Source organism: Streptomyces sp. NPDC048718, from assembly GCF_043198875.1.
Classification (GTDB): domain Bacteria; phylum Actinomycetota; class Actinomycetes; order Streptomycetales; family Streptomycetaceae; genus Streptomyces.
The window spans coordinates 133030-150209 of sequence record NZ_JBICVG010000003.1; the positions used below are offsets into that span (position 1 = coordinate 133030).

Annotated in this window: 14 protein-coding genes; 9 read left to right on the forward strand and 5 right to left on the reverse strand. The window is 70.8% G+C overall.

Features of this window, described 5'->3' with window-relative positions:
- Positions 1-338 precede the first annotated feature (338 nt).
- The 3 genes from ACGFRB_RS06245 to ACGFRB_RS06255 form a co-directional block, all read right to left on the reverse strand.
- Positions 339-1253: a DUF4429 domain-containing protein gene (locus ACGFRB_RS06245; protein ID WP_393239726.1), complete on the reverse strand. Its 915-nt coding sequence runs from the start codon at positions 1251-1253 to the stop codon at positions 339-341.
- A 67-nt stretch (positions 1254-1320) separates the two neighbouring features.
- Entirely contained in the window at positions 1321-2541 is a 1221-nt protein-coding gene (locus tag ACGFRB_RS06250) for an alpha/beta hydrolase (protein ID WP_393239729.1), read from the reverse strand.
- Between the two features lie 363 nt (positions 2542-2904).
- Positions 2905-3546: a TetR/AcrR family transcriptional regulator gene (locus ACGFRB_RS06255; protein WP_393239732.1), complete on the reverse strand. Its 642-nt coding sequence runs from the start codon at positions 3544-3546 to the stop codon at positions 2905-2907.
- Between the two features lie 213 nt (positions 3547-3759).
- On the opposite strand from ACGFRB_RS06255, the gene ACGFRB_RS06260 reads away from it, so the two are divergent.
- A complete protein-coding gene (locus tag ACGFRB_RS06260) occupies positions 3760-5382 on the forward strand; it encodes an MFS transporter (protein WP_393239735.1) in 1623 nt (540 codons plus the stop codon).
- 443 nt (positions 5383-5825) lie between these two features.
- On the forward strand, positions 5826-6227 hold the full coding sequence (locus ACGFRB_RS06265) for a peptidase inhibitor family I36 protein (protein ID WP_393240553.1): 402 nt from the start codon (positions 5826-5828) through the stop codon (positions 6225-6227).
- A gap of 706 nt (positions 6228-6933) precedes the next feature.
- On the opposite strand, the gene aceE is transcribed toward ACGFRB_RS06265, so the two are convergent.
- Positions 6934-9666, reverse strand: coding sequence for a pyruvate dehydrogenase (acetyl-transferring), homodimeric type (aceE, locus tag ACGFRB_RS06270; protein ID WP_361234703.1), 2733 nt, complete (start codon positions 9664-9666; stop codon positions 6934-6936).
- Between the two features lie 418 nt (positions 9667-10084).
- On the opposite strand from aceE, the gene ACGFRB_RS06275 reads away from it, so the two are divergent.
- From ACGFRB_RS06275 to ACGFRB_RS06300, 6 genes are all read left to right on the forward strand, one after another.
- Positions 10085-10507: a DUF3052 domain-containing protein gene (locus ACGFRB_RS06275; RefSeq protein ID WP_361234706.1), complete on the forward strand. Its 423-nt coding sequence runs from the start codon at positions 10085-10087 to the stop codon at positions 10505-10507.
- Positions 10508-10644: 137 nt separating this feature from the next.
- A complete protein-coding gene (locus tag ACGFRB_RS06280; protein ID WP_363005290.1) occupies positions 10645-11103 on the forward strand; it encodes a peroxiredoxin in 459 nt (152 codons plus the stop codon).
- A 118-nt stretch (positions 11104-11221) separates the two neighbouring features.
- The gene (locus ACGFRB_RS06285) at positions 11222-11797 is read left to right on the forward strand and encodes a TerD family protein (RefSeq protein ID WP_363005288.1); all 576 of its coding nucleotides are present in this window, start codon (positions 11222-11224) and stop codon (positions 11795-11797) included.
- A gap of 354 nt (positions 11798-12151) precedes the next feature.
- Positions 12152-12727: a TerD family protein gene (locus ACGFRB_RS06290; RefSeq protein ID WP_393239740.1), complete on the forward strand. Its 576-nt coding sequence runs from the start codon at positions 12152-12154 to the stop codon at positions 12725-12727.
- Between the two features lie 30 nt (positions 12728-12757).
- Entirely contained in the window at positions 12758-13906 is a 1149-nt protein-coding gene (locus ACGFRB_RS06295; RefSeq protein WP_393240556.1) for a DUF475 domain-containing protein, read from the forward strand.
- A 101-nt stretch (positions 13907-14007) separates the two neighbouring features.
- Positions 14008-14745 (forward strand): Tellurium resistance, encoded by a 738-nt coding sequence (locus ACGFRB_RS06300; RefSeq protein WP_363005282.1) that lies wholly within the window; start codon positions 14008-14010, stop codon positions 14743-14745.
- A 105-nt stretch (positions 14746-14850) separates the two neighbouring features.
- Here the strand turns inward: ACGFRB_RS06300 and ACGFRB_RS06305 are convergent, their stop codons facing one another.
- A complete protein-coding gene (locus ACGFRB_RS06305; protein ID WP_393239743.1) occupies positions 14851-15789 on the reverse strand; it encodes a TerD family protein in 939 nt (312 codons plus the stop codon).
- A 168-nt stretch (positions 15790-15957) separates the two neighbouring features.
- Here ACGFRB_RS06305 and ACGFRB_RS06310 point away from each other — a divergent pair, with 168 nt between their 5' ends.
- Positions 15958-17169: an HpcH/HpaI aldolase/citrate lyase family protein gene (locus ACGFRB_RS06310; protein WP_393239746.1), complete on the forward strand. Its 1212-nt coding sequence runs from the start codon at positions 15958-15960 to the stop codon at positions 17167-17169.
- Positions 17170-17180 lie beyond the last annotated feature (11 nt).

A 17180-nucleotide genomic window follows, 5' to 3' on the forward strand; every position in this document is an offset into this window, starting at 1 on the left:
GCCGGGGACCCTTGGGCCGGGCGGCGTCCGGTGGATCCGCGGGGTCCGGCGTGCGGGCGGGACCCGGTGCTTGCGCGGTGTCCGGAGTTCGCGCGGTGTCCGGAGCTCGTGCGGGATCCGGGGGCTCCGCCCGTCGCGGGGCCGGGACTTCGGGGACTTCCGTGTCATCCTTCATGGCCCGCTCAGGGTAGGCAGCGGGCCGGAGTCCGGGCGTCGTACCCGGGGATGGGCCGTCCGGTCATACCGGGGTACGGGAGAGGGCGGGATCTCGGCGACTTGTCCCGAGTGCCCGGTCCGGCGACTCGCCCGGAACGCCCGGCCCACCCCTTTCGCCCCGGTCACAGCTCGGCGAGCAGTTCCGCCTTCTTCACGCTGAATTCCTCGTCCGTGACGAGTCCCGCCCGGTGCAGTTCGCTCAGATGCCGAATCCTTTCAGCAACACCGGCGGGATCGCTAGCCCGCGTCGCCGCCCGCACCGGGACCGGCACCCGCGCGCCCGCGCCGCCGCCCCGGATCGCCGCGAGGACGGCCGCCGCGAACGGCAGCGACTGGTGCACCGGCCCGCGCCCGCCGCCGAAGAGCAGCGCGGCCGGGTCGTGGTCCGGCAGGACCGTACCCCCGTCCATCCCGCCACCGGAACCACCGCCCGGCGCGTGGTCCTGCTCCCGGCCCCGGGGCAGCAGCCGCAGATAGCCCTCGAACAGCTCCGGCGAACGCCACACCACGCCGCACAGATCGCGCGCCTGGAAGGTCTGGTCGCCCGCCTTCCACTTCTCCGACGACGCCCCCGACCACGACCAGCGGAACGCCACCTCCGACACCCCGTCGAAGCTCGCCTTCCCGTCGTACGCCTTGAACGACTGCGGTCCCTGCGGCGCCTGGACCAGGAAGCCGTCGGCGGGCCGTTCGGCGTCCCGCGGCGCGAGGGCGGAGAGCAGCTCGCCCTGGTAGTACTCGGCGAGGGTCTCCCGGTCGGCGGGCAGCACGAGGCGGTACGGGTCGTTCCCGTCCTTCAGCTGTCCCGCGGCCGCCTCCATCAGCGGATCGGCACCGGCTCTCGGCACGGCGTGCAGCACGACGGTCCCCCGCACCCCCGGCGTGAGCGTCACGGACGCCAGTGCCTCGTGCGGGATCCGCCGCTCGCGCAGCGCCTGGAAGAGCTTCGGTGTACGAATCCCCCGTTCGAAGCGGATGACGACTGCGTCGCTCTCGAACTCCCAGGTGGCATGAATTCCGGCCAGCACATCACCCATACGCCTCATCGTATGCGGCCTATGCCCCGACGTCGCCCCTCCGTAAGGACCGTAAATCCGCCGTGATCTACGCGCGTCGGACCGGCGCCGGGCCGAAAATTCCGCGGAGACAAGCGCTGTCGGCGCCCGCGCAGGCCAGCGAACGAAACGCGCCGACCCCGAGCGCGGCGAAGTTCGCGAGGCTCCGGGTGCCCGGCTCGAAGTACCCGGCGTGCCCATTCGCGCCCGCCGCCGACAGCAGTCGCGCCCCGAACTCCGGCGCCACCGGATCGGTGCCGTGCCCGACCCCGCCCAGCTCCAGGTGCGGCACGTCCGCGATCCAGTCGTCGGCGTCGCGCATCGCCCACACCCGGGCCCCGGTCTCCAGATCGACCGCCCGGTCGGCACGCATCCCGGGACTGCCGGCCACCACGACATCGGTGACGCGCGCGGGCAGCCGGGGCGCGGCGACCCCGCACAGCACGGAGCCGTAGCTGTGGCAGAAGAGCACCACGCGCGCGTCGCCGGGCAGCGCGGAGGCGAGACCCACGAGCCGCACCGCGCCGTCCTCGGCGAGCCGCCCCATGGCCGCGTCGATGCCGACGCCGACCGGCGCCGTGTAGTCGGCCCAGGCGATGACGGCGGTACGGACCCCGGGATCGGTGCCCCGTTCGGCGGCGTACAGCGAGTCGGCCATTCCGGCGGGAGCCGAGTAACGGCGCGAGGTCTTCTGGAAGGTGAGGAGGTTGGTGTCGACCCCGGGCACGATCACCGACACCCGCCGGGCGTGTTCCAGATCGCCCAGTACCTCCGCCGTCCGCCCCGAACCGCTCGGGTCGAAGGCGAGGATCTGCCGGCCGGGCCGCAGCAGGGAGGCGAACCGGTCGGCCCGCCGCCGCGCCTCGTGGTGGCCGTCCGGGGTGAGCCGGGGGTCCTCGGCGCGGGGCCGCTCGGCGGCCAGCGCACGGGCCAGGGATATCCGGTTGGCGCGGTAGCGCAAGGGGACGGGGACGCCGTCGAGGTTGCCCACGACGAGGGGGTGGGCCTCGGCGAGCCGGACCCGCTCGGCAGGCCGCAGGGAGGCGAAGAACGCCGCGATCGTCCGGGCCGGCGCCGCCGGATCGGGAAGCGCGCGCCACCCGATCCGGTCGTGCGCCCAGTCGACGAGTTCCTGGGCGCGAGCGTCCTTGGGAGTGTGCTGGGGCCGGATCGTGGTCCATCCGGTCGTCGCGAGGAGGACGAGGACCACGGCCAGCGCGAGGAGCATCCGCCACACGGAGAGGGTGGGCGAGGAGTCGAAGGAAGGCATTGGGGGTCACCCTAGGGGGCTTCCCCGACGGCCCGTGCGGCAGGTGACCCGTAGCGCGGGGGAGGGGCGGGAGCGGTGACGGTGGGTGAGATCACGTGCGCGGGGACGGGATGTCCGGGGCTCTCGGGGGCACTTCGGCTCCGTACGGTGAGGGGGTCGTCACGCCCGTACCGGCTTCGTGCGGTGAGGGGGCCGTCACACCCGTACCGGCTTCGTGCGGTGAGGGGGCCGTCGCGGCCGCCGCGGCCGTACCGGTCGTACCGGCTGCCGGTTCGGTCGGTGGTTCGGTCGGCGGTTCGGTCGTCGGTGGCCCTGCCCTCGCCGGTGCCCCTGTCGTCGTCGGTGTCGGCGTTGGCGTCAGCGTCAGTGGCGCCATCGAGGTTCGAGTGCCGGGCCGAGGTGGTCCAGGTACCGCTCGGTGAGCGCGCAGAGGGTGTGGAGGGAGGGATCGTCGCCGCGGCCCCAGAGCCGGGTGGTCACCCGCATCACCGAACCGAACGCGGCGACGGCGATCCGGGGCCGCGGGTCCTCGTCCACGTCCAGGCCCTCGCGCTCGGCGATCAGCCGGGCGAGCCGCTCCTCCAGCTCCGTGGAGCGGCGCAGATGCGCGGCGAGGAGGGTCGGCGTCGACTCGACGAGCCGGAAGTTGCGCAAGTACAGCTCGACGGACACCATCTCCTCGATGGCTTCCCCGACCGTCCGCCAGACCTGGAGGGTCGCGTTGCGCATCGCGTCGAACGGGCCTTCCTCGGCGGGACGTTCGGACAGGGCGCGGACGAAGCTGTCCTCCACCATCCGCTGGGCGGCGAAGGCGACGTCCTCCTTGGTGGCGAAGTAGCGGAAGAAGGTCCGCTGGGAGACGTCGACGGCGTCGGCGATCTCGTCGACCGTGGTCCGCTCGTATCCCTGGGTGGCGAACAGCTCCAGTGCCACCCGCACCAGCGCGTCGCGGGTGCGCTGCTTCTTGCGCTCGCGCAGGCCGGGGGCAGGGACAGAGGTTGTCACGTACGGAGCCTTTCGTCCGTCAAGTCTTCGGGTGGAGCGGTGAGGTGGCCGGTGTCGCCGGCGGCGACGGTCGTCCGGCGGCGTCGTCGGCAAGGTCTCCACGGTACGGAGTCCGCGCGTCGTTCCAGGTCGGCGCCGCTGTGAGCTACATGACAGTTACCGGCGCATGAAATGCTTTGTCAATTGTCAGTCGCTGACACTAGCCTGCTTCGTATGACTAGTCAGATCACCATGGACAAGGTCCCGCAGGGCCAGGGGGGTGACCCGGCAGCCGTCTCGGCGCCGGGGAAGGGACTGCGCGGCCACCCCTGGCTGACCCTGTTCTCCGTCGCCGTCGGCGTGATGATGGTCGCCCTCGACGGCACCATCGTGGCCATCGCCAACCCCGCCATCCAAAAGGACCTCGGAGCCTCGCTCTCCGACGTCCAGTGGATCACCAACGGCTACCTGCTGGCCCTCGCCATCGCCCTCGTCACCGCCGGCAAGCTCGGCGACCGCTTCGGCCACCGCCAGACGTTCCTCATAGGCATCGCCGGCTTCGCCGCCGCCTCCGCCGCGATCGGCTTCTCCGGCTCGATCGGGCTCGTGATCACCTTCCGCGTCCTCCAGGGCGTCTTCGGAGCCCTGCTCATGCCGGCCGCGCTCGGCCTGCTGCGCGCCACCTTCCCCGCCGAGAAGCTGAACATGGCCATCGGCATCTGGGGCATGGTCATCGGCGCCTCCACCGCCGGCGGCCCGATCGTCGGCGGTCTGCTCGTCGAGAACGTCAGCTGGCAGTCCGTCTTCTTCGTCAACGTGCCGGTCGGCGTCGTCGCGCTCATCCTCGGCCTGCTGATCCTCAAGGACCACCGCGCCGAGAACGCCCCGCGCTCCTTCGACCTCCTCGGCATCCTGCTGCTCTCCGCCGCGATGGGCTCCCTGATCTGGGGCATCATCAAGGCCGGTGACTCGTGGGGCTGGGGCGGCGGCAAGACCTGGGGCTGCCTGGTCGCGGCCCTCGTGCTCTTCGTGGTCTTCGCGCTGTGGGAGACCAAGGTCAAGGAACCGCTGATCCCGCTGCAGATGTTCCGCTCCGTGCCGCTGTCGGCCGGCGTGGTGCTCATGGTGCTCATGGCCTTCGCCTTCATGGGCGGCCTGTTCTTCGTGACCTTCTACCTGCAGGGCGTCAAGGGCCTCGGCCCGGTCGACGCGGGTCTGCGCCTGCTGCCGCTGACCGGCATGATGATCGTCTCCTCGCCGCTGGCGGGCGCTCTGATCACCAAGTTCGGTCCGCGGGTGCCGCTGGTCGGCGGCATGGTGTGCACGGCCGCCGCGATGTTCGGCATGCTGACGCTCACCCCGACGACCGACACGCTCCCGATGTCCCTCTGGTTCGCCCTCCTCGGCCTGGGCCTCGCCCCGGTCATGGTCGGCGCCACCGAGGTCATCGTCGGCAACGCCCCGCTGGAGCTGTCCGGTGTGGCCGGCGGTCTGCAGCAGGCCGCGATGCAGGTCGGCGGCGCGCTCGGCACGGCGGTGCTCGGCGCGGTCATGTCGTCCAAGGTGGCCGACGCCTTCCCGGTGAACTGGAAGGCCGCGGGCATCCCGGTGCCGGCGGACCCGCGCCTGGAGCAGGCCGCCGAGTTCGGCATCGTGCCGCCGGAGCTGGCCAAGGCGCCGGGCATGACGCCCGACCTGTTCGCCACCATCGGCAAGGTCATCCACGAGACCTTCATGGACGGCATGGGGCTCGCCTTCACCGTCGCAGGCGGCGTGGCCGTCGTCGCGGCGCTGGTCGCCGTGCTCACCAAGCGCGGTGAGAACGCGGAGGCGGGCGCGGGCGCGGCCCACATCTAGCACCGGCCAGGCCGGGCGCTTCGAGGCTCTTCTGAGGGGTCGTCATCCATTCGTGTGAATGGGGGCGGCCCCTCTTCCCTTGGTGGATCCCGTGAGGCATTCTCTGATTACAGAGAGTGACGATACGGGGGTTCACCTGCATGTATGCGATGACGAAGAAGGCCGCGGAGGCGGCGGCGGGCACGGCGGAGCTGTGGCCGCAGAGGCTGGAGAGGTCGGAGCGGAAGCGGCCGAACGGGCCGAACGAGACGCACTCGTCGAACAGGTCGAACAAGTCGAATGGGGGGCACGGGGTGTACGAGGTGTACGAGCCGGACAAGGTGCACGGTGCGCACAGGGCGCACAGGGGGTACGAGGCCGACAAGTCGAGCACCATCCGCAGGCCGGGCAGGGCCAGGGCGCTGCCGGTCGTCGGGGCGCTGACGGCAGGCCTGCTGCTCGCGATGCCGGCGGCCGGAGCCGCGGCCGTTCCCTCGGCCTCGGCGGCGACACAGGCCTCGGCCTCGGCACCGGCGCGGGCTCTGGCGGGGGCTGCTCCGGCGGTGACACGGGCGGGCGGCCAGCTCGGCGTCTGTGGACCGGGTCAGCTCTGCCTGTGGCCGAAGGCCGAGTTCAAGGGCCGCGCCCAGACCTACGAGCTGTCGGCGGTCGACATCGACAGCTGTACGGCCCTGCCGGCGGGGATGAGCGCCCAGTCGCTGGCCAACCGGACGGGCCGGCCGGTCACCGCGTATCAGTCCGCCGAGTGCGCGGAGACGGGCGAGTTCGAGACCTACCCGGGGAAGGGCACGTGGACGCCCCAGACGCCCTATCAGGTGAGGGCCTTCAAGATCTGGGAGAACTAGCGGAGGGAGCACCCAGGCCATCGGCACCGGTAGGCGCCCCGGTGCCGGGGCCGAGACGGGGGAGCCGGGCCCTGGGGCGCCCGGGGTAGCGCCCTGACCCGGACCGGACAGCTGGGGCTGGGTCGGCCGGGGCTGGGTGGTCGGGACGGGGCTGGCCATGGTCGGGCAGTCGGCTGGCCGGGGGATCTGGGGCCAGGCGGTCGAGATCGGAGCGGGCCGTGGTCGGGCGGCGGGACTGGGCCGGCCAGGGATGGGCGGCCGAGACCGGGGCTCGCCATGAACGGGGCTCGCCGTGAACGGGCAGGTTGGGACTGTGCCGGCCGGGACTTGGACGGTCAGGGGCGGGCCTGGCCGTGCTCGGGAGGTCGGGCTGGGCGGCCGAGATCGGAGCCGGCCGTCCCCGAGCAGCGGTAGTGCTCGGGCGGTGCCGGTCGGGACCAAGTCCCCGGCCCGTGCCGGCCGACGGCCCGGCGTAGGGCGGCCGGCGCCTGCCCACGGCCCACCGACCGCCGGAGCCGCGCCGCCGGCCGCCCAGTCCCGCCCTGCGCGCGGTCCGGGCACAGGGCGGGGCTGAGCGGGCGCACACACATGGCCAAAGGGAGGAGGGGGAGGGGGAAGAAGGGCGGGGAGGGGGGAGGGGGAGGCCCCTCCCCCTTGCGTCGCGCTACGCGACCCGCGCCCGCCCCCTGCCCCCCCCTCACTCCTCCTACGCGTCGCCCCCCGCCGCGCCCGGGTCCGCCGCCGCGACGTCCAGGAGCTGGTAGCGGTCGATGGCCTGCTTCAGGGCCGAGCGGTCGACCTTGCCCTCGCGGGCGAGTTCGGTGAGGACCGCGAGCACGATCGACTGGGCGTCGATGTGGAAGAAGCGGCGGGCCGCGCCTCGCGTGTCCGCGAAGCCGAAGCCGTCGGCGCCCAGCGAGCTGTAGGTGCCGGGTACCCAGCGGGAGATCTGGTCGGGTACCGAGCGCATCCAGTCGGAGACGGCGACGAAGGGGCCCTGGGCGCCCTGGAGCTTGCGCGTCACGTACGGGACGCGCTGTTCCTCCTCCGGGTGCAGCAGGTTGTGTTCCTCGACGGCGACGGCCTCGCGGCGCAGCTCGTTCCAGGAGGTCGCGGACCAGACGTCGGCGCGGACGTTCCATTCCTCGGCGAGGATCCGCTGGGCCTCCAGGGCCCACGGGACGCCGACGCCGGACGCCATGATCTGCGCGGGGATCGCTCCGGCCTCGCCGCGCCGGTAGAGGTGGATGCCCTTGAGGATGCCGTCGACGTCGACGTCGGCCGGTTCCGCGGGGTGCTGGATCGGCTCGTTGTAGACGGTCAGGTAGTAGAAGACGTCCTCGGCGTCGGGCCCGTACATCCGGCGCAGTCCGTCCTGGACGATGTGCGCGATCTCGAAGCCGAAGGCGGGGTCGTAGGCGACGCAGGCCGGGTTCGTGGAGGCGAGGAGGTGGGAGTGGCCGTCGGCGTGTTGGAGGCCTTCGCCGGTCAGGGTGGTGCGGCCGGCGGTGGCGCCGAGCACGAAGCCGCGTGCCAGCTGGTCGGCCATCTGCCAGAACTGGTCGCCGGTGCGCTGGAAGCCGAACATCGAGTAGAAGACGTAGACCGGGATGAGCGGTTCGCCGTGGGTGGCGTACGCCGAGCCGGCGGCGATCAGCGAGGCGGTGCAGCCCGCCTCGGAGATGCCGTCGTGCAGCATCTGGCCGGTCGGGGATTCCTTGTACGACAGGAGGAGTTCGCGGTCGACGGCCTCGTACTGCTGGCCGAGCGGGTTGTAGATCTTGGCGCTCGGGAAGAAGGAGTCCATGCCGAAGGTGCGGTACTCGTCGGGCGCGATCAGCACGAAGCGCTTGCCGAGTTCCTTGTCCCGCATGAGGTCCTTGAGCAGCCGGACGAAGGCCATGGTGGTGGCGATGGACTGCTGGCCGGAGCCCTTCTTGACGGCCGCGTACGTCTTGTCGTCGGGCAGCGTCAGCGGCTTGGCGCGGACCACTCGCGTGGGCACGTATCCGCCGAGCGCCTGGCGGCGGTCGTGCATGTACTGGATCTCTTCGGAGTCCCGGCCCGGGTGGTAGTACGGCGGCAGGCCCTCTTCGAGCTGCCGGTCGGTGACCGGGATGTGCAGCCGGTCGCGGAAGCCCTTGAGGTCGTCGACCGTGAGCTTCTTCATCTGGTGGGTGGCGTTGCGGCCCTCGAAGTTGGGGCCCAGGGTCCAGCCCTTGACCGTCTTGGCGAGGATGACCGTGGGCTGGCCCTTGTGGGCCTTGGCCGCCGAGAACGCCGCGAAGATCTTGCGGTGGTCGTGGCCGCCGCGTCCCAGGTGCAGGATCTGGTCGTCGGTCATGTTCTCGACCATGGAGCGCAGCCGCTGGTCGTCGCCGAAGAAGTGGTCGCGGATGTACGAGCCGGTCTCCGTCGCGTACGTCTGGTACTGGCCGTCCGGGGTGGTGTTCATCCGGTTGACCAGGGTGCCGTCGCGGTCCTGGGCGAGCAGCGGGTCCCAGGAGCGGTCCCAGATGAGTTTGATGACGTTCCAGCCGGCGCCGCGGAAGACCGACTCCAGCTCCTGGATGACCTTGCCGTTGCCGCGGACCGGGCCGTCGAGGCGCTGGAGGTTGCAGTTGACGACGAAGGTCAGGTTGTCGAGGTTCTCGCGGGCGGCCAGGGTCAGCTGGCCGAGGGACTCCGGCTCGTCCATCTCGCCGTCGCCGAGGAACGCCCAGACGTGCGAGCGGGAGGTGTCGGCGATGCCGCGCGCCTCCATGTACCGGTTCATCCGGGCCTGGTAGATCGCGCCGAGCGGGCCGAGGCCCATCGACACGGTCGGGAACTCCCAGAAGTCCGGCATCAGCCGCGGGTGCGGGTACGACGACAGGCCGTTCGGGAACCTCGACTTCTCCTGGCGGAAGCCGTCGAGCTGGGTCTCGGTCAGCCGGTCGAGGAGGAAGGCGCGGGCGTAGATGCCGGGGGAGGCGTGGCCCTGGAAGAAGATCTGGTCGCCGCCGTCGCCCTCGTCCTTGCCGCGGAAGAAGTGGTTGAAGCCGACGTCGTAGAGCGAGGCGGAGGAGGCGAAGGTGGCGATGTGGCCGCCGACGCCGATGCCGGGCCGCTGGGCGCGCGAGACCATGACGGCCGCGTTCCAGCGGGTGGCGTTGAGGACCTTGCGCTCGATTTCCTCGTTGCCGGGGAAGTAGGGCTCGTCCTTGGTCGCGATGGTGTTGACGTAGTCCGTGCTGCGCATCTCCGGCACGGCGACGCGCTTCTCGCGGGCCCGCTCGATCAGCCGCAGCATGAGGTAACGGGCCCGCTCCCGGCCCCGCTCGTCGACCGCGGCGTCCAGGGAGTCGAGCCACTCCTGGGTCTCTTCCGGGTCGAAGTCAGGTACCTGACTGGGAAGACCGCCAATGATGATCGGGTTGCGATCGGATGCGGAAGCCACGCTATTCCTTCGCTGGTCGGTGGGGCCCACCGGGGGAGGGATCCCCTGCTGGGGCCGGGATGTTCATCGTGTACCCCGCCGACGGCAAACGTCATCTTTACCGAGCGGTAACCCTCTCGGGGCGCCTTGTCCGGTCAAATCGCAACCTTACGCCGGACCCGAGCATGCGTTTCGTCCGGGCGTTCGGCACACTGAAGCCGCGTAGTCCCTCATTCCAGGGCGAAGCGTGCATGATTCGTTACGGAGCGCGACGGGTTCTTGCCGGAAGTTGCGGCGAGACGGCCCCAAACGTCACCGTTTCGGCGGTCTCATGGGCCGGGTACTTGCGCGATCCGCCCCGGCACGTGTGGACTACGGCCAGCGCCACGTGTACGCGCGTGGCCGAAGCATTTTCCGATACATGATCAGGAGGCAAGCCGTGAGCGCGACCGCGGACCACGCGGAGGAGCGGACCAACCCGGCCACAAGGCTGGGGTTCGAGCCCGGACAGGTGGTCCAGGAGATCGGCTACGACGAAGACGTCGACCAGGATCTCCGCGAAGGCATCGAGTCCCTGATCGGCCAGGATCTCGTGGACGAGGACTACGACGACGTCGCCGACGTCGTACTGCTGTGGTTCCGTGACGAGGACGGTGACCTCACCGACGGCCTGGTGGACTCCATCGGTCTTCTGGAGGACGGTGGCCAGATCTGGCTGCTGACGCCGAAGACGGGCCGCGACGGCTACATCGAGCCGAGCGACATCAACGATGCCGCGCAGACCGCAGGTCTCTCCCAGACCAAGAGCATCAGCGTCGCCAAGGATTGGGTCGGCACCCGGCTCGCCACCCCGAAGCGCTGATACCCATAACGCTGCACGGAGCCCCCACCGGGACCACCCGGTGGGGGCTCTGCGCGTGCCGCAGCGGCGGCCCTTAGGGTGGGTTTCACCGGTTCGGCCCAGGCAGACGGGCCGACGGCGGAAGGGATGCGTACGCCATGGCCATCGAGATCGGCGCCGAGGCTCCGGACTTCGAGCTGAAGGACAACCACGGCCGCACCGTGCGGCTCTCCGACTTCCGGGGCGAGCGCAATGTGGTGATCTTCTTCTATCCCTTCGCCTTCACCAGCGTGTGCACCGGCGAGCTGCGCGAGCTGCGCGACCACCTGGACACCTTCGTCAACGACGACACCCAGCTGCTCGCCGTCTCCTGCGACTCCATGCACTCCCTGCGCGTCTTCGGCGAGCAGGAGGGTCTGGAATTCCCGCTGCTCTCCGACTTCTGGCCGCACGGCACCGCCTCCCGCGCCTACGGCGTCCTCGACGAGGACAAGGGCTGCGCGGTGCGCGGCACCTTCGTCGTCGACAAGGCCGGCGTGCTCCGCTGGTCCGTCGTCAACGCCCTTCCGGACGCCCGCGACCTCGACGATTACGTGAAGGCGCTCGCGACTCTCTGACGACGCTCGGGCGAAGTGTCTGCTTCCGCGGGGAACCCGTCACTAGGATCCAGACGTTGATCCCAATGCCAACGCACGACCCGGGGGCCGACGCCCCCGGAAACCAATGGAGGGACTCGTGGGAGTCAGCCTCAGCAAGGGCGGCAACGTCTCGCTGACCAAGGAGGCCCCTGGCCTGACCGCCGTCACGGTCGGTCTGGGCTGGGACGTCCGCACCACCACCGGTACGGACTTCGACCTCGACGCCAGTGCCATCCTGGTGAGCGAGGCGGGCAAGGTCCGTAACGACTCGGACTTCGTCTTCTTCAACAACCTGAAGAGCGCCGACGGCTCCGTCGAGCACACCGGTGACAACCTCACCGGTGAGGGCGAGGGCGACGACGAGCAGGTCAAGGTCAACCTGGCGGCCGTCCCGGCCGACGTGGCCAAGATCGTCTTCCCGGTGTCGATCTACGACGCCGACAACCGCCAGCAGTCCTTCGGCCAGGTCCGCAACGCGTTCATCCGCGTCGTGAACCAGGCCGGCGAGACCGAGATCGCCCGGTACGACCTCTCCGAGGACGCCTCGACCGAGACCGCCATGGTCTTCGGTGAGCTGTACCGGCACGGCGCGGAGTGGAAGTTCCGCGCCGTCGGCCAGGGCTACGCCTCGGGCCTGCGCGGCATCGCGCAGGACTTCGGCGTCAACGTCTGATCCGACGCCGACGTTGACGTCGACGCCGACGGACACCGGGCGGACTCCGGCGCCGCGCCCCGAGCGCGGCGCCGGAGGCGCCCTGCCGTACGAGCGGCACCCGTCGCACTGCCCGTCGTATCACCCGTAACACCGGCCGCACCCATAGCGCCCGTAACACCGGCCACGCCTCGCACCGGCCTTGCCCGTCACACCCGTCCCACCCGTCGCATCCGCCGCGCGAGCGGCGCCGCGACACCGGCGAAACCAGTGACACACACCCGCCACGCACGCGACACCGGCGGAACCGGTCGCCCCCGTCGCGTACGCGGCGCCGGCGGCACAAGCGGACCACCTAGGGGAGGAACCATCGTCATGGGCGTCACACTCGCCAAGGGAGGCAATGTCTCCCTCTCCAAGGCCGCTCCCAACCTCACCCAGGTGCTCGTGGGCCTCGGCTGGGACGCGCGCTCCACCACCGGAGCCCCCTTCGACCTCGACGCCAGCGCACTGCTGTGCCGCGCCGGCCGGGTCCTCGCGGACGAGTACTTCGTCTTCTACAACAACCTGACGAGCCCCGAGGGCTCTGTCGAGCACACCGGCGACAACCTCACCGGTGAGGGCGAGGGCGACGACGAGTCGCTGATCGTCGACCTCAGCCGGGTCCCGGCCCAGTGCGACAAGATCGTCTTCCCGGTCTCGATCCACGAGGCCGACAACCGCGGCCAGACCTTCGGTCAGGTCTCCAACGCCTTCATCCGCGTGGTCAATCAGGCGGACGGCCAGGAGCTCGCCCGCTACGACCTGTCCGAGGACGCCTCCAGCGAGACCGCGATGATCTTCGGCGAGCTCTACCGCTACCGCGACGAATGGAAGTTCCGGGCAGTGGGTCAGGGGTATGCCTCCGGACTGCGCGGGATCGCTCTAGACTTCGGGGTCAACGTTTCGTAAAGCGGCGTATTCACCACGATGGGGAAGACAGTGATTCTGAAAACCTTCGGCTGGTCGTTCGCGATCACAGCGCTCGGCCTGGCCGCCGCCGTGCTGTACGGGGGGTGGGAGGCGTTCGGAGTCGTCGCGATCCTCTGCATCCTCGAGATCTCGCTCTCCTTCGACAACGCGGTGGTCAACGCCGGAATCCTGAAGAAGATGAATGCCTTCTGGCAGAAGATCTTCCTCACGGTCGGCGTGCTCATCGCCGTCTTCGGCATGCGGCTCGTCTTCCCCGTCGTGATCGTCGCGATCAGCGCCAAGATCGGCCCGATCGAGGCCGTGAACCTGGCGCTCAACGACGCCGACAAGTACCAGCAGCTGGTCACCGACGCCCACCCGGCGATCGCCGCCTTCGGTGGCATGTTCCTGCTGATGATCTTCCTCGACTTCATCTTCGAGGAGCGCGACATCCAGTGGCTGCGCTGGATCGAGCGCCCGCTGGCCAAGCTCGGCAAGGTCGACATGCTGTCGGTCTGCATCGCGCTGATCGCCCTGCTCGTCACCTCGATGACCTTCGCGGCCCACGCCCACCAGCACGGCGGCATCCACGTCGACAAGGCGCAGACGGTGCTCGTCTCCGGCATCGCCGGCCTCATCACGTACCTCGTCGTCGGCGGTCTGTCCGGCTACTTCGAGAACAAGCTGGAGGAGGACGAGGAGCGCGAGCACGAGGCCGAGGAAGCGGCCGCGCGCACCGGCAAGAACGTCTCCGCCGTCGCCCTCGCCGGCAAGGCCGCGTTCTTCATGTTCCTCTACCTCGAAGTCCTCGACGCCTCCTTCTCCTTCGACGGTGTGATCGGCGCCTTCGCCATCACCAACGACATCGTCCTGATGGCCCTCGGCCTCGGCGTCGGCGCCATGTACGTCCGTTCGCTGACCGTCTACCTGGTCCGCCAGGGCACCCTCGACGACTACGTCTACCTGGAGCACGGCGCCCACTACGCCATCGGCGCCCTCGCCGTCCTGCTCCTGATCACCATCCAGTACGAGATCAACGAGGTCATCACCGGCCTCGTCGGTGTCATCCTCATCGCCTGCTCCTTCTGGTCCTCCGTCCGCCGCAACAAGGCCCTCGCGGCGGCCGAGGGGAACGCGGGGACCCCGGACGGCAAGACCGGGGTTCCGTCCGGGGTGTGACACCCCTGACAATGAGGAACGCTTCACCACGGGGCGGCCGGAGCACCCGGCCGCCCCGTGGCGTGTCCGACGAGATGTGACGACAGTGGGGGGTGCGGCCCATGGGCTTCTTCGACAATCTCTTCCCGGGCCGAGGGGATCCGTTCGGTGCGGGCAACGGCGTGTCCAACTCGATAGACCTGACCCGCCGCCGCCCCACGGTCTCCCTCACCAAGCAGGGCGCCGCGACCGGCAATCTCCGGGTCAACCTCTCGTGGCGGATGCGCACCCCAGGCCTCGAATACCGGTCCCGCCCGGCGGGGGACCTGCTGCGCCACCCCATGCGGCTCTTCCGGCCCGCGGAGGTCCCCTCCCACACCCAGGGCCTGGCCAAAGTAGACCTCGACCTCGGCTGCCTCTACGAGCTGACCGACGGCAGCAAGGGCGTCGTCCAGCCGCTCGGCGATCTCCTCGGCGAGATCAACGAACCGCCGTATGTGAAGCTCAGCGGCGACGACCGGCTCGGCTCGGGCTCCGGCGAGACGATCCACGTCAACCTCGACCACCGGGACGAGATCAAGCGCCTGCTGTTCTTCGTCTACATCTACGACCAGACGCCGGCCTTCGACCGGACCCAGGCCACGGTCACGCTCTTCCCGAGCAACGGCCCGCAGATCGAGATCGCACTCGACGAGCACGCTCCCCAGGCCCGCTCCTGCGCCGTCTTCATGGTCGAGAACGTCAAGGGCGAGCTGGTCGTCCGCCGCGAGGTGCGGTTCGTGTACGGCTTCCAGTCCGAGCTGGACCGGCTGTACGGCTGGGGCATGCAGTGGGGCCAAGGCTTCAAGAGCCGTACCTGAGGGGCGGGGCCCGGCCGCTGCCGTGCCCCGCGCCCCCGGCGTCGGGTACGCCGGTCGGCGCCCGTCGGCGGCCTGTCAGCGCCCCTCAGCGGCCGGTCGGCGCCCTCAGCGCCCGATGAACTGCGGGCCCATCGGCGGCATCCGGAACTCCGGGGCCGCGTGCGGATAGCCGTACGCGGGATCGCCGGCGGGCGGTGCGGCGGCCGGCTGCGGATAGCCGTACGCGGGCATGGGCGCGGGTACGGGAGCGGGTGCCGGGGTTCCGGCGGGCTGCGGGTAGCCGTAGGCCGGGCCCGGGGGCTGCGCCGGGAGCGGGGGAGTGGCCGGCGGCGGGGGTACGGAGGCGGGCTGGACCACCGTGGCGTCCGGGTCGTGCGGTGCCGGGGTGGCGGCCGGTGCCGGTGTCGGCGCCGACTGCTCCGGGGATTCCATGAGCGCGGCGTCCGCCGCGTCCGCCGTGTCGGCCGTGTCCGCAGGGCCCTCGGCCCCGTCGTCGACGGACACCCCGAAGTCGGTGGCGAGCCCGACCAGACCCGTCGGATAGCCCTGCCCCACGGCACGGAACTTCCAGCCGTCCCCGCGCCGGTACAGCTCGCCGCAGATGATCGCCGTCTCCTGGCCGGTTTCCGCCGATACGTCGAACAGCGCGAGCGGCTCGCCGCCCGCGGCGCCCGGGGCCGCGTCGAAGACCAGTATCCGCAGATCGGTGACGTGTCCGAAGGTGCCGCCGTCCGAGGACGCCGCGATCACCACCTGGTCGACGGAGGGGGCCAGGGCGCCCAGGTCGGCCTCGACGGTGTCCGTCAGCCCCTCCGGCCCCCGTTTCTTGGCGAGCCGTCGCACCAGGCCGGACGGGTGCCGGGGCTGGTTGTAGAAGACGAAGTCCTCGTCGGAGCGCACCCGGCCGTCCGCCCCGAGCAGCAGGGCCGAGGCGTCCACGTCGGGGACCCCGGGGCCCGGGGTCCAGCGGAGCACGGCCCGTACGGCCGCGGTGTCGAGAGGGACGTTGGAGCCCTTCAGCATCGCGTGCGTCATGCCCGTCATCTTCCCTGTCCGCCCACCCGCCGGACAACGCGGGGGGCCGTATGCGGAGGTCCGGATACGGACGAGTTACCAGATCTTCACGCAGGCGGGGAACTACGGACACCCCTCCCTACGTACTATTACCGGCCACCTTTTCTCAGGGCCGCCCATTCAGTCGGGGGAAGATCGATGCGTCACTTCGGGCATGTCCCGGCCGCGGTACGAGCGGGTCTCTTCCACCGGGAACCCGTCGCGTTCACGGCCGAGGCACCCGCGCACACCCTCGCGACGGCCCTCGGGGCCACCCTCTACAGCCCCGCCACCCGGCCCCGGCTCGCCGAGGACATACGCAAGCAGGCGGCGCGCGGGGTCGTCTCCATGGTGCTGTGCCTGGAGGACTCGATCAGCGACGACGAGGTGGAGGCGGGCGAGGCCAACCTGGTCCGGCAGTTCGCCGAGCTCGCGGCGTCCGAAGCCGGCGAGGGCGGCGCGAACGGCGATTCCGCGGATTCCGGCGAGAGCGCCGGCCTGCCCCTGCTCTTCGTCCGGGTCCGCGAGCCCGGGCAGATCACCGACCTCACCGACCGCCTTGGTGAAACGGTTCGTCTGCTGTCCGGATTCGTTCTCCCGAAGTTCACCGGCCCCCGTGGCCGCCCCTTCCTCGACGCGCTCCGCGCCGCCGAGCGGGCCCATGGCCACCGGCTCTTCGGCATGCCCGTCCTGGAGTCCCCCGATCTGCTTCACCGCGAGACCCGGACCGAGACCCTGGCCGGGATCGCCGCCCTCACCGCCGAACACCGCGAGCGGATCCTCGCCCTCCGCCTCGGCGTGACCGACTTCTGCTCCGCCTACGGGCTGCGCCGTTCGCCGCACATGACCGCCTACGACGTCCGGATCGTGGCCGACGTCATCGGCGACGTCGTCAACGTCCTCGGCCGCGCCGACGCCACCGGCTTCACCATCACCGGCCCCGTCTGGGAGTACTTCCGGTCCGGCGAGCGCATGTTCAAGCCCCAGCTGCGCCGCAGCCCCTTCCTGGAGGGCCGCGCCGAGGAGCTGCGCACCACGCTCATCGAGCACGACCTCGACGGGCTGCTGCGCGAGATCGAACTGGACCGCGCCAACGGCCTGCTCGGCAAGACCTGCATCCACCCCAGCCATGTGGCGCCGGTGCACGCGCTGTCCGTGGTCACCCACGAGGAGTTCAGCGACGCCGAGGACATCCTGTGCCCGGACCGCGACGGCGGCGGGGTGCTCCGCTCCACCTACACGAACAAGATGAACGAGGTGAAGCCGCACCGCGCGTGGGCCGAGCGGACCCTGCGGCGCGCCGAGGTCTTCGGCGTGGCCCGCGAGGACATCGGCTTCGTGGAGCTGCTCGCCGCGGGCCTGGCCGTCTGACGACACCCCCG

Bases quoted from the DNA above. Each gene is read 5' to 3' on its own strand.
- ACGFRB_RS06245 (WP_393239726.1), bottom strand. From the start codon at position 1,253: ATGGGTGATGTGCTGGCCGGAATTCATGCCACCTGGGAGTTCGAGAGC.
- ACGFRB_RS06250 (WP_393239729.1), bottom strand. From the start codon at position 2,541: ATGCCTTCCTTCGACTCCTCGCCCACCCTCTCCGTGTGGCGGATGCTC.
- ACGFRB_RS06260 (WP_393239735.1), top strand. From the start codon at position 3,760: ATGACTAGTCAGATCACCATGGACAAGGTCCCGCAGGGCCAGGGGGGT.
- ACGFRB_RS06265 (WP_393240553.1), top strand. From the start codon at position 5,826: ATGCCGGCGGCCGGAGCCGCGGCCGTTCCCTCGGCCTCGGCGGCGACA.
- ACGFRB_RS06280 (WP_363005290.1), top strand. From the start codon at position 10,645: ATGGCCATCGAGATCGGCGCCGAGGCTCCGGACTTCGAGCTGAAGGAC.
- ACGFRB_RS06290 (WP_393239740.1), top strand. From the start codon at position 12,152: ATGGGCGTCACACTCGCCAAGGGAGGCAATGTCTCCCTCTCCAAGGCC.
- ACGFRB_RS06300 (WP_363005282.1), top strand. From the start codon at position 14,008: ATGGGCTTCTTCGACAATCTCTTCCCGGGCCGAGGGGATCCGTTCGGT.
- ACGFRB_RS06305 (WP_393239743.1), bottom strand. From the start codon at position 15,789: ATGACGGGCATGACGCACGCGATGCTGAAGGGCTCCAACGTCCCTCTC.
- ACGFRB_RS06310 (WP_393239746.1), top strand. From the start codon at position 15,958: ATGCGTCACTTCGGGCATGTCCCGGCCGCGGTACGAGCGGGTCTCTTC.